We start from the raw sequence: 12151 nt of genomic DNA on the forward strand, positions 1-12151 counted from the left end.
TTTTAAATCACTGCAAAATGCTCGAATCGAAACCAATGTTAAAGCACGTCAAACAAAGATAAGCTGCTGATCTTGCCATAAGCCTTTTGCGAAGCTTGTAAAGCCAGCTTATAGCTATCCATCGTAATCATCGCTTCACCATAATCGAGGCTGCCTAATAACCTTGCCGATTGCTGATTCGATAAGCTGACATTGGCGTGGTTGTCTTCCATCATCTGCATATTATTTTGCGCGCCACCCAGATTGGCGATCTTGCTACCCACACTTCTGAGCGCCACATCAATTCCATTAATGCCCTGCTCTACTGCTGGGCGATAACCTGTGGCGGGTGGATTTTGCAGCGCAGTAATGGCCAGATCAAACTGATTTAATAGCGCCGCCATTTCTGGCAGCGCCACATTCGAGGCTTGCGTCACGCCATTGCCCACCACCACCAGCTGCTGATCACTATTACCTAGAGCGGTATAGCGGCTACCCGCAGCGCCCGTTTTATCTAAGGCCAAAGTAGCCGTCGAGCTGGCGGTGCCAGAGAAATAATAATGCCCTTCCTGATCCTTGGTGTTGCTCGTGAAATACAGGCTGTCTCTTAAGCTGACCAAGCTGGCGGCAATATCTTTTACATCTTCTTTAGAAACCGTATCGTCTGCCCCCAAGAGCAGTACCCGTGCCTGCATCAGATCTTGCGTCATGCCATCCAGATAAGATTCATTCATGGATAAGCGCGAGCGCAACGCGCCAATATTGCTGGTGTACTGAGTGATAGCGGCTTCTTCACGCTCTAATCGCAGTAAACGCACGCTAGAAATCGGGTCTTCAGAAGGGAGTAAATAACGCTTACCCGATGACATTTTTTGCAGCAACTCAGCCATATTGCCCGAAGCGGCTTGCAAAGATTCATTCAAGGTTGTTTGTAACTGGGTACTAGCGATACGCATAAATACTCCGTCAGTTGAACATGGCTAAGGTGCTATCAAACAACTGATTAGCAATCGCAATCACCTTCATATTGGCCTGATACATTTTCTGGTATTCAACGATATTCATCGCTTCTTCATCACGGTTTACGCCGCTGGTGCTTTTCCAATCCTGCTCAGATTGACTCCGCACCACCTTGGCCGTAGCTAGGGACGATTGGTTTTGCTGGCTTTCAGAGGCCAGTCGCCCTAAAAGCTGAGCATAGGCGTCGCTCAGCGTCACCGTACCCAAGCCCGGCACCGTAAGCGCCTGGCTTTGAATATCAATCAATTTTTGTAAATTACCGCTGCCGCCGGGCTTATCCGCCGCACTGGCAAAAGCTAAATCTTCTGCCACGATGCCGGGTCGCAGTTTGAGCATGGCTTCCGGGTTTTGTGCGTCAAACACAAAGAGCGCCTTGCCAGGCGTGCCTGCTGCACCGGCAGTTGTGGGTAAATCAAAACCGGCAGCAAGTTGGCTGTTAATCCGCCCGGCAACTTCACTTGCCAAGGTACGGATGGCGTCTTCCATGGGCTTTAAACTGTTTTTCTCGTACTCATTTAAGCCGCCTAACTGACTGCCGATACTGCCGCCATTTAGGGTGAATTTTTCCTGAGCAAAAGACAACTTAATCAGCTGGCTACCATCAAGCTGCGCTTCGGTGCTCATCACTGAGGAGCTATCACCGACGACCAAAGGCTGGCCCGCACGCAAGGTGACCGAGATTGCACCGTCGTTTTGATTCACCACGCGCACATCAACAAGGCCGCTGAGCTGATCAATTTTGCGATCACGCTCGTCTAATAAGCCCGATGGATTCACGCCGGTGGCGGTAGCTGCAACGATTTCTTTATTCAGGCGGGCAATCGATCCGCCCAGAGAATTTACCTGCGTGACCAAGGCAGTGCGCTGCTCATTAATCGAGGCATGCTGGGCGCTTAATACGCGGTTTAGATTATTAAAGCGCTGCGCCATTGCGCCCGCTTCGGTAATCACACCTTGACGCAACGCTAGGGAGCTAGGCTCTACGCTGGCTGCGCCTAAAGCGGCATAAAAGTTATCCAAGCCGCCGCTAATGCTGCTGCCCGAGGCGCTCATCACCTGCTCTAGCTGGGTCAGATACCCTTGTTTGGCAGCGCTTTCGCCCATATTGGCCGATGCCTGCCACATTTGCAGGCTGCGATATTGATCATTAAAGCGGCGAATAGATTGGATATCCACGCCCGAACCCGCACTATGCGGGTCGCCCACCGATGGGGCGATGGCGGATAAAACTACGCCCTGACGCGAGTAGCCGGGAGTCATTACATTAGAAATATTTTGGCTGGCGGCATTCAGCGCGGCTTGTGCAGCCAGCGCTCCGGCCAGCGCATTTTGCATCATGCGCATCGGGGGGCTTATTTAGGAATAAAAGAAAGTGTGGCAAATGCGCCAGCAAATAGCAGCGCACTCTGTTTTATGGCGACACTATTGGCGTTTTTATTAAGCAGAATATTTACATATTTGTCTGGCGGCTTCCGGGCTAAGCCGCATCATTTTTCCGGCAGCAGCTGCGTCATAATGGCATTGGCGACGCCAAACACCCGTTGCTTCGCCAGCTCAGCAGCCACGACCTGATCGGCAAAATCAAGCATATCGCTATTGATGGTGTTTTTAAAAATACTGTCTTCGCTGCTGATTTCGCGAGTGGCTTTACGCATTTGCTTGAGCATATCCTGGATAAAAAAGCTCTCGAACTGCACCGCAGCTGTTTCAGCTTTTTTACGATAAGCTGTATTCTCGGCAATAACTGGCGAGTCTGATGCTGCAATTTGCAAAGGCGAAGAAGAAATAGGATTCATCAAATCACCACCAGCTCGCCGTCCAAAGCGCCCGCCTGATCCAGCGCCTGCAAGATCGCCATAATGTCGTCTGGCGACGCGCCCGTGCTATTAATCGTATCGATAATCGTCTTTAAGCTAGCTCCCGGTGGCCAGCGGAACATCTGGCCCGAGCCTTCGCGCACATCCACTTTAGACCGAGGCACGGTGGCGGTGGTGCCATTGCTAAACGCGCCCGGCTGACTAACTGCAGGCGCTTCGGAAATGACAATTCTTAATGAGCCATGCGAAACTGCGGCGGCTCTAACCGTTACCCCCTGGCTGATCACCACCGTGCCTGTGCGGGAATTAAACACCACGCGTGGCACTTCGGCAGCGGCAGTGATATTTAAGGCTTCCAGCCTGGCAACAAAAGCCACCCGCTCACTTGGATCGCTAGGGGCAATAATCTCGATATTGGTGGCATTCTTGGTGCTGGCGATTTTGCCAAAGCGCTGGTTAACCGCGCTGACAATTTGCGTGGCGTTTTGAAAGCTAGGTCGCTTTAAACTCAACGTGACCGTTGGCCGAGTATCAAAATCACTCTCGATCTCGCGCTCCACACTGGCCCCGTTCGGAATCCGCCCCGAAGTGGGCGTGTTCACCGTTACGCTGGAGCCACTGCTGCCCTGAGCCGACAAGCCAGTAATCACCACATTGCCCTGCGCCAAAGCATACACCTCACCATCGGCGGCACGTAAAGGCGTAAGCAGCAGCACTCCGCCGCGCAAGCTTTTAGCATCGCCTAGTGATGAAACCGTAATATCTATCGTCTGCCCCTTGTGATAACCCGAGGGCAAAACCGCATTCACCACGACCCCTGCCACATTCTTAACCTTGGTCTCGCCCGTCTGCTTAATACCAAACTGGCGCAGCAAATTAGCCACCGACTGCCCGGCAAACTTCACCTGAGAGTTATCCCCCGTGCCGTTCAAACCCACGACCACACCGTAACCCATCAGCTGATTCTCACGAATCCCTTCCACATTCACCAAGGTACGCAACTCCTGAGCACTGGCAGTTTGCAACAGCAGGCAGAGCCAAAACAGACATTTAAACTTCATAGATTCCACTTCAAAACAACGATGTGCAGCCCTGTAGGGCGGGGGCACCCCGCCAGACTTTGGCATTAGAGACAACAAGCGGAGGGTTACACCCCACATATGCTAAGCAAAATACAAAAAGACCTTCTTAGTGCCTTCGGCACATTGATTTTGGAACGGTAGCCACCGTGAGGGCGTTCTTTTCTTGAACGGCCAAGAAAAGAACCAAAAGAAGGCCGCCCCACGAAACACGAAAGCCCCGTGCCACGGATTGCGCTATAAATCCGTATCTTTGAATTTGAAAAGACTAAATTCCTTTTAAAAATTCTTTCCTTTTCTCCGTGAAACTCCGTGTTCTCGGTGCCCTCCGTGTTTCAAAATTTGGGTTTTCTTGCACACCACAAAATCAAAACGGCATCCACGGACTGTTGAACAAACGGGTCAGCCAACCCGCTGTATTCACATCATTTAATGCGCCTTTGCCTGAATAGCTGATTCTGGCATTGGCGACGCGTGGTGACATGACACGGTTGTCGCTATCGATATCGTCGCTGCGCACATAGCCCACTAAGCGGATCGATTCTTCGCCTTGATTCAACGAAAGTTGTTTTTCGCCACGGATCAGCAACAGGCCATTGGGCAGGACTTTCTCAACCACTACGGTGATTGCACCGCTCAACATATTTTGCTGGGTGCTAGAAGACGAACCAGCAAAATCGCGCTTGGCTTGCACCCCTACATTGGTGGCATAGCTGGATGTGCCCAAGATAGTCGGCTTGATATCGACGCCGCTGCTTTTATCAAAATTGGTACCCGCTTTTTTGCTGGCCTGCGTGGTTTCCTGCAAGACCACGGTGAGCAGATCCCCTGCGCGAAACGCTCGGCTATCCGCCAACCAAGAGCTAGCGGTATCAGCCGTAAATACTCCGCCCGATTTGGCTTTGGCCGCCGGAGGAATATGCACCGGCGCAGGCGGATCTTGCTCCGGTGCTTCGACCAAAGGATTACTCACGCAGGCGCTGAGCAAACTAAGGAGCAGCAACATCAAAAAGACACGCTTCATCTCACAGACTGCGCAAGGTATTGCATCATATTGTCGGCTGCAGAAAGCACCTTGGTATTCATCTCGTAAGTGCGCTGTGCCGAAATCATATCGACCATTTCTTCGACCACTTGCACATTGGAGCCTTCTAAAGAGCCTTGCTTTAGCTTACCCAGAGAATTCTCGCCGGGATTACCCAAAGTTGGTGCACCGCTGGCAGCGGTTTCCTGAAATAAATTGCTGCCCAAAGCCACTAAGCCAGTTGGGTTTACAAAGTTTGCTAGGGTAATCTGGCCCACTTCTTGTGGCGTGGCATTGCCTGCCAGAGTGATAGAAACCAAGCCGTTTTCAGCAATCGTGACCGAAGCCGCCTCTTTGGGAATCGTGATTTCTGGCTGCAAGGGCACGCCCTGCGCGTTCACAATCCGGCCTTCAGAATTAAGCTGCAATTGCCCAGCACGGGTATAGCCCGTTTCACCGCTGGCCATTTCAACCTGCAAAAAACCGCTGCCCATAATCGCCACATCCAGCGGCTGGCTGGAAGTCATCACCGAGCCTGTGGTAAATACTTTTTGCGTACCCGCCAAACGCGTGCCATTCCCCAGCTGCACGCCTGAAGGCGCGGCGTTGTTCTGATCCACTTTAGCGCCGGGCTGACGCTCTACCTGATAAAACAGATCTTCAAACACCATACGATCACGCTTGAAACCAACGGTGTTCACGTTGGCCAGATTATTAGCGATCGCATTAAGCTTAGCGTCTTGCGCCTGAATACCGGTCTTGCTGATCCACATAGCTGGATTCATAAAATAGTCCTTATCAGGGTGTTTTGTTCGTTCAATTGATACTTCGCAGGGCAGGTAACCCCATGAACGCTGAGTAACATTTTTTTATTAGCAAACAACAAATAAACTGTAATGACCGCGCTCTCAGCACGGGGCCTTTTAAAATCCCCTTGAAACACGCCGAGGCGAGGAACAAGCGGGCGGGGTTTCGGCGAGGACTGTCTGAGCGAAGCGAGTTCCGCAGCCGCCGCTCGATTGTCCGCAGACGAGGGGCCTTCGTGTTTCGTGGGGCGGCCTTCTTTTGGTTCTTTTCTTGGCCGTTCAAGAAAAGAACGCCCCCGCGGTGGCTACCGCTCCTAAACCAACGTGCCGAAGGCACAATCACAAGACCTTTAAATCTTGCTTAATCACGCCCCATCCCTAGCCACGAATCAAACGATTGCCAGCATCGGCCATATCGTCTGCACTTTTAAACATTTTCATTTGTACTTCAAAGCTGCGCGTCAGCGTCATGGTGGCGATCATTTCTTCGACTGCCGATACATTGCTGCGCTCCAGATGGCCGCCCAGGACTTGCACTGTTTCATCCACCGGCAGCGGCTGACCAGAGCGGCTAACGACTAAACCTGCTTCATTTTTGGTCAGCTCGCTAGCATTAGGACGAACCAATTTAAGCTTGCCTGCTTCTTGCAAAGCGCCTGTCTCACCCTGTGGCAGCACAGAAATCGTGCCGTCATTGCTAATCGAAACCTGAGCAAAAGCAGGCAAGATAATGCCCCCGCCATCGCCCAAAACAGCACGGCCATTGATGGTCAGCGCGCCTTGGCTATCCACATTTAAATTGCCACTGCGGGTATAGGCTTCACCGCCTGCGTATTCAACGGCCAGATAGCCTTCACCTTTTAGCGCCACATCTAGGGATCGGCCTGTCGGCGTAACCATTCCGGCGCGGGCATCCACCGCGCTGGCTTGCAGCTGCGCCATATGGCGGGCTTCATAACCGTAGCCCGGCACGGCTTGTGCACTAGCCACTTCGATATCTGCCCTAAAGCCGGTAGTTTCGGCATTGGCCAAATTATTGGCGTGAATTTGCTGTGCGCGCAGAGTGCGATCTGCGCCGCTCATTACCGTGTAGATCAGTGCATCCATGGTGCTTACAGCGCCTGCATCAGGGCTTGGATCACTTGATTCTCGGTAGAGATCACCTTGGTATTGGCTTGGTAATTACGCTGAGCTGTCATCAAGCTCACCAGCTCACCCGTCATATCCACATTGGATTGCTCCAGTGCGCCAGCGGTCAGCTTGCCGGTCATGCCGCTACCAGGCGCTGAATACAACGCCGTACCTGTAGCGGCCGTTTCTGCCCAGCTGGTATTAGAGATTTGCTGCAATGCGCTTTCATTCGGGAAAGTAGCCAGTACCAGTGTTCCGGCGCTTTGTTTCTGGCCATTGCTGTATTTGGCCATCACTTCGCCGTTTTCTTCGATCACCACACCGGTTAGCGTGCCAGATGCATAGCCATTGGCGCTGTTTACGGTATTGCTTACTTCGCCAGCAAAGCGCGATGTGCCTGCGTAATCTAGGTTAATCGATAGTGGCGAAGCATTAGCAGGCGTGCCTAAGGCCAATGTAACCGGTGCTGTTGGGCTGCTTAATTTACCGTTGGCATCAAAGCTCAAGGTATTGGTGGCCGCAATCGTTGCACCATCAAAGGAGTAATGAGCCGTTACACCTGCAGCCCCTTTTACAAAATATTGAGTCAGGTTGTGCTTGCCGCCAACAGAATCGTAAACCGTCGAAACCATTGAGGCATTGAACGAGGTGCCCTCGTCTTTACTAAAGGTGGCGGTAATCGGCGTTGGCCAATCTGCAGATAAATTGCCGGTAAATTGCAGCTTATCCGTAGCTTTGGCAGGCACTTGCCCTACTGGCACTTTGATATCGCCAATCGCTCCCATCGCTGTTCCGCCACCATTGCCTACAGGAGCATAGCCCTGAGCACGACGGCCAAAGCTATCCACCATATAGCCATCTTTGTCTTTATCAAAAATACCCACACGGGTATAAGCCATGCCGCCACTTGGGTCTTTGGTAACAAAAAAACCAGATCCTTGAATTGCTGCATCCAGCGCCCGGCCCGTAGTCAGTAAGCCACCACCTTTGGCGATATTCTGGGTATTGGATGAGGTTTCTACCCCAATCGCTTGCGAGCCTGCATAGGCCGATGAAAAATTCGCCCGACCCGATTTAAAACCGTAAGTGCTGGAGTTCGCAATATTATTACTGATGCTACCCAATTGATTATTAACAGCATTGATACCTGATAGCGCAATTTCAAAACTCATAATTCAATCCTTTTTACGCAGAATGGCCTTTTAGCTTTGAAATCGCCGCCACTGGAAAATCGCCCAAACCTGCAATACTCACCATGGGCAAACCATTACTTAAATTAACGCTCTTAATCACACCAAAAACTTCTACGGCCGCTTTTTCTTTGCTATCCGTTTCTACCGACAGCGAATACGTGCCTGGCTGTAAACCTAATTTTTTAGGATCAAAATTAAGCGCCACGTCCCCAACCGGCTTGCTACCTAAATCGACCACGGTGCGTTGCTGATCTGCCCCTGTAATCACTAAAGACACTTTTTTAGCCGGACTTTCTAAAGCAAATTGCCCCGATATCGCATCTTTATCCAAGGTAACTGCGCCGCCATTTACCGCCACGGTAGAGCCCACATGATTACCCAAAGTCAGCACTTGCAAATCGTGCATCATTTGTGAATTCGCTTTTAATTCGCCCAACATCTTTTTGGAGTTATCCATTTGATTAAGCTGAACGAGTTGATTCACAAACTGGCTAGGGTCTGATGGCTCTAATGGGTTTTGATTTTTGATTTGCGCGACCAGCAAAGTCATAAAGAAATTGCCGTCGCTTTGCCCGGCAGCAGGCTCAAGCGGGTTTATTTGCTGCTGCGGATTGGTATTTTGCTGAGCGGGAGAAAAGGCAATCGACATGGCTTGTGCTTATATTTGCAAGGCGGCTGAGGCCTTGTGAAGGATAAAAATGAAATTAATTCAGGAATAAAACGAAATGAATTAAGCCTCGCCCATTTTTAATAAATCCTGCTGCATCGCCTTAACCCGCGATAAGACTTCCACATTGGTTTGAAAGGCGCGCGAAGCCGACATCATGTCGGTCATTTCTGCGACAGGGCTCACATTGGGGTAAAAAACATTGCCGTCCGCATCTGCCAGAGGATGGCTTGGCTCGTGGGCTTTACGCAGAGGCTCGGTGCTTTCAATCACATCCAATACCTGCACTTTTCCGCCACTTAGCGCAGCAAAGACCGGCTTTCTAGCGTGATAAGTGCTGGCCTCATTACCCGAGGCAGATTCCGCATTGGCCAGATTACTGGCGATGGTATTAAGACGTGTAGTTTGTGCCGTCATTGCTGACCCGGCAATTTGTGCGATATTTCTAAAAGACATGGTTTATCCCGAAATCGCCTTGGCCAGCCCTTTTATCTTCATATTCACGAAGGCAAGGCTGATTTGAAAATCTGAAACGTTTTGTGAAAACTCAGCCTGTTCAACACCCAGCTCAACGGTATTGCCATCGCGGCTAGGATGATTTGGCGCACGATAAAGCAGCTCGTCACCATCCCCGAGGCCGCCTAAATCGCCTGCCTCGCTTGCCAAAACGCCATCTAAGCGTTCACGAAAACTAAAATCACGTGCTTGAAAACCCGGCGTATTTTCATTTGCAATATTTGCAGCCAATACCTGTGTACGCTCTGCACGCAGTCGTAAGGCTTCGGGATGCATATTCAATGCTTTATCGAAATGAACGCCCATTGCCGCTGCCCTCGCTCTATTTATCATTACAAAAAAACCTGCCTACCTTTCAAATAGATGAAAGGTGAGCGCGGATGGTAAATATTCCCTCGGGAACCGTATACGGTATAATTACCCTCTAATATTCTAATATATTGATATAAATGTGAAAAAAACACAGAGTAAATTCTCGACCGTCATATTTTACTTAATGTTTTCAATTAGTTCGGCATATTCATCAGGCATGGAAAATATTAAATTAGAAGAAAATATAAAAATATTCGCACAAAATTACTTTGAAATTACTGCAAAAAACCACTTTAACCGTAAGATTTTTCTGTCAGTCGCACTCATCCCTCCGCGTGATATCAAGCAGCTCCAGCGCTGTGAATCAACCCCGCAACTTGCCGCCTTACAAGGCGAAGATTCTGCCTTGCTAAAAATAAATGTAAGCTGCACAACAGGCAAAACATGGAATGCTCGTTATATGGCAAGGGCAATGTATCGCCTTGAAGAAGGCGAACCTTTACGGGCTTTTACGAGTAAAGCAACGCATCAGATAGCAAGCAGCCCTCAGCCAGCCGGATATCTTATTAAAAAAGGAAAGGAAATTGAACTCATTGCCCGAGCGGAGCTAGTTGAAATCCGCAGCAACGTAGTGGCGGAGGAAAGCGGAAAATTAGGGGACGTGATTTGGGTTAGAAACAAACGCAGCGGCAAAAAATTGCGTGCCGTGGTGAGCTCAGAGCAAGCAGTCTCTCCACTCTAAAACAGATATTAGAGCTTAATTGATCTCACCGTATCCACCACTTTGAGTAGCTTCTCTGCATACGCAGGGTCGGTGGCATAGCCACCTTTGACTAAGGCACTGGCAAAGGCTTCGGCGCTATTGCCTGTACCCAGCACAGAGCGAAAGCGTTTGCTCTCGCTAAAAAAAGCCGTGTAATCCTGAAATGCACTGCGGTAATCGGCGTAGGAGCGAAAATGATCCATCTTTTTAATCGATGCACCATTTTCAAACTCGGTGGTCAGCACTTCGGCACGCTCGCCACGCCAGCCACCTGCCGCTTTAATCCCGAATAAATTAAACGCACTCTGCCCATTTGCTTTAGTAATCGGTGATTTACCCCAGCCCGATTCCAAAGCCGCATGGGCCAACAAAATCTCGCTTGCCACACCCAGCTTGGCCGATGCTTCACGTGCATAGGGCTGCATCTGCTCAATAAAAGCGTGTTTATCAGCATTTAAAGCACCAGCAGGCGACGAATTGATGCTGGTATTTCTAAGCGCAAACCCTTCCGGGCTGAGCGGCATAGCCTGAGTGCCGCCATCTTTAATAAAGCGGTGCACCTCAGAGCGGGTTTGCGCAAATAGCGCCGAGAATGCAGCACTGTCGCCCTGTGAGCGAGGCGTATCTGAACGAGTAAAAGGCAAATAGCCAATTTGATCAAACTGGATCATAAATATCCTGCTCGCCAAACAAGACTCTTTGCATGATTTCTTGCTGGGATAAAATAAATTCGCCGTTGCGCTGATTTAATTGCTTGGCTTGGCGTAATAAAGCGCCTAATTGCTGCCATTTTGACGAGCAGGCACTTTGCAAAGCAACGGGAAATAAAGCCATTAGGGCGTCACAATCCGCTACCCTGCTAGCTTTAATCATTTGGCTGCGGCGCGCGCGGCGCACTTCTATAGCGGCAAGCTGCTCGCTAATTTGCTCTAATACACGGCTTAATTGCGCGGTCTGCTGCTGCACAGAGGCCGTAAACTGCTCGTCGAGCAGGGCAATTAAATCCTGATAAGCTTTTACATCGCTTTGTAAATCGGCAGCAAATTGCCGGATAAGCGTATTCAAGCAAGCCCGCCATGATATTTCTGCATTAGGCCTGCCACTTTATCTGCATCAAAATTAATCTCGCCACGCAGCAAAGCATCACGAATTGCCTGCACCTTGGCCATATCGATCTCTGGCCCAGCTTGCAGTGCTTGTTTAGCGATGCCAAGAGTAGAAGTTGCATCTGCCATTTTATGCGCAGCGGGCTTAGCCACAGGGCTTGCAGGGGTGGAGGTGATAATAGCTTCGCTTCGATTAGAGTTGATACGCATAGTCATTTACCTAGTAAGCACTCTTTATAAGAAGCGACACAAACGAAGAAAATCTTAAATCAAAGCAGAAAAAACATACGAAAAAGCCGCTATTCGATTGAATAGCGGCTTTTTCAATATTTTGGTTGCGGGGACAGGACTCGAACCTGTGACCTTCGGGTTATGAGCCCGACGAGCTGCCAACTGCTCCACCCCGCGACGGGTATTTTACTAAAATGCATAACTGGTTGCGGGGATAGGACTCGAACCTATGACCTTCGGGTTATGAGCCCGACGAGCTGCCAACTGCTCCACCCCGCGACGGGTATTTTGCTAGAGTGCGACTGGTTGCGGGGACAGGACTCGAACCTGTGACCTTCGGGTTATGAGCCCGACGAGCTGCCAACTGCTCCACCCCGCGACGGGTGCGCTACCTTAAAAGTGACTCTAACAATGCATTTCTGGTTGCGGGGACAGGACTCGAACCTGTGACCTTCGGGTTATGAGCCCGACGAGCTGCCAACTGCTCCACCCCGCGACAGAGGGGCG

General features: G+C 50.4%; 15 protein-coding genes and 4 tRNA genes. 1 reads left to right on the forward strand and 18 read right to left on the reverse strand.

Annotated elements, in window-relative coordinates:
• Positions 1-38: 38 nt before the first annotated feature.
• The 11 genes from VN23_RS16575 to flgB all read right to left on the reverse strand — a co-directional run bounded on the left by VN23_RS16575 (position 39) and on the right by flgB (position 9538).
• Entirely contained in the window at positions 39-935 is an 897-nt protein-coding gene (locus VN23_RS16575) for a flagellin N-terminal helical domain-containing protein (RefSeq protein WP_046353572.1), read from the reverse strand.
• A 10-nt stretch (positions 936-945) separates the two neighbouring features.
• On the reverse strand, positions 946-2343 hold the full coding sequence (gene flgK / locus VN23_RS16580; RefSeq protein WP_046353573.1) for a flagellar hook-associated protein FlgK: 1398 nt from the start codon (positions 2341-2343) through the stop codon (positions 946-948).
• Positions 2344-2486: 143 nt separating this feature from the next.
• A complete protein-coding gene (locus tag VN23_RS16585; protein WP_046353574.1) occupies positions 2487-2795 on the reverse strand; it encodes a rod-binding protein in 309 nt (102 codons plus the stop codon).
• Complete coding sequence (locus VN23_RS16590) at positions 2795-3877, reverse strand: flagellar basal body P-ring protein FlgI (protein ID WP_046353575.1); 1083 nt, start codon at positions 3875-3877, stop codon at positions 2795-2797. Before VN23_RS16590 ends, VN23_RS16585 begins: the two co-directional genes overlap by 1 nt.
• 385 nt (positions 3878-4262) lie before the next feature.
• Complete coding sequence (gene flgH / locus VN23_RS16595; protein ID WP_046353576.1) at positions 4263-4919, reverse strand: flagellar basal body L-ring protein FlgH; 657 nt, start codon at positions 4917-4919, stop codon at positions 4263-4265.
• Positions 4916-5704, reverse strand: a complete 789-nt coding sequence (gene flgG, locus VN23_RS16600; RefSeq protein ID WP_082752812.1) for a flagellar basal-body rod protein FlgG — start codon at positions 5702-5704, stop codon at positions 4916-4918. Before flgG ends, flgH begins: the two co-directional genes overlap by 4 nt.
• Before the next feature lie 399 nt (positions 5705-6103).
• Entirely contained in the window at positions 6104-6832 is a 729-nt protein-coding gene (locus VN23_RS16605; protein ID WP_046353577.1) for a flagellar basal body rod protein FlgF, read from the reverse strand.
• Positions 6833-6837: 5 nt separating this feature from the next.
• Positions 6838-8028, reverse strand: a complete 1191-nt coding sequence (locus VN23_RS16610) for a flagellar hook protein FlgE (protein WP_046353578.1) — start codon at positions 8026-8028, stop codon at positions 6838-6840.
• Positions 8029-8041: 13 nt separating this feature from the next.
• Positions 8042-8698 carry a flagellar hook capping FlgD N-terminal domain-containing protein gene (locus tag VN23_RS16615; RefSeq protein WP_046353579.1) on the reverse strand — a complete coding sequence of 219 codons (657 nt, stop codon included), beginning with the start codon at positions 8696-8698 and terminating at the stop codon, positions 8042-8044.
• Between the two features lie 81 nt (positions 8699-8779).
• A complete protein-coding gene (gene flgC, locus VN23_RS16620; RefSeq protein WP_046353580.1) occupies positions 8780-9172 on the reverse strand; it encodes a flagellar basal body rod protein FlgC in 393 nt (130 codons plus the stop codon).
• Positions 9173-9175: 3 nt separating this feature from the next.
• Complete coding sequence (gene flgB, locus VN23_RS16625) at positions 9176-9538, reverse strand: flagellar basal body rod protein FlgB (protein WP_046353581.1); 363 nt, start codon at positions 9536-9538, stop codon at positions 9176-9178.
• Positions 9539-9683: 145 nt separating this feature from the next.
• Between flgB and VN23_RS16630 the strand changes: the two genes are divergently transcribed.
• Positions 9684-10286, forward strand: coding sequence for a flagella basal body P-ring formation protein FlgA (locus tag VN23_RS16630; protein ID WP_156455216.1), 603 nt, complete (start codon positions 9684-9686; stop codon positions 10284-10286).
• Between the two features lie 8 nt (positions 10287-10294).
• Here VN23_RS16630 and flgJ read toward each other — a convergent pair whose 3' ends face one another.
• The 7 genes from flgJ to VN23_RS16665 form a co-directional block, all read right to left on the reverse strand.
• A complete protein-coding gene (flgJ, locus tag VN23_RS16635) occupies positions 10295-10978 on the reverse strand; it encodes a flagellar assembly peptidoglycan hydrolase FlgJ (RefSeq protein WP_046353583.1) in 684 nt (227 codons plus the stop codon).
• A complete protein-coding gene (flgN, locus tag VN23_RS16640; protein WP_046353584.1) occupies positions 10965-11372 on the reverse strand; it encodes a flagellar protein FlgN in 408 nt (135 codons plus the stop codon). Before flgN ends, flgJ begins: the two co-directional genes overlap by 14 nt.
• Positions 11369-11623: a flagellar biosynthesis anti-sigma factor FlgM gene (gene flgM / locus VN23_RS16645; protein WP_052746789.1), complete on the reverse strand. Its 255-nt coding sequence runs from the start codon at positions 11621-11623 to the stop codon at positions 11369-11371. Before flgM ends, flgN begins: the two co-directional genes overlap by 4 nt.
• A gap of 122 nt (positions 11624-11745) precedes the next feature.
• Positions 11746-11821 (reverse strand) — tRNA-Met (locus VN23_RS16650).
• Positions 11822-11847: 26 nt separating this feature from the next.
• Positions 11848-11923 (reverse strand) — tRNA-Met (locus tag VN23_RS16655).
• 24 nt (positions 11924-11947) lie between these two features.
• A tRNA-Met gene (locus VN23_RS16660) sits at positions 11948-12023 on the reverse strand.
• Positions 12024-12064: 41 nt separating this feature from the next.
• Positions 12065-12140, reverse strand: a tRNA-Met gene (locus tag VN23_RS16665).
• Between the last annotated feature and the right edge of the window lie 11 nt (positions 12141-12151).

It is taken from the genome of Janthinobacterium sp. B9-8, from assembly GCF_000969645.2.
Taxonomy (GTDB): domain Bacteria; phylum Pseudomonadota; class Gammaproteobacteria; order Burkholderiales; family Chitinibacteraceae; genus Iodobacter.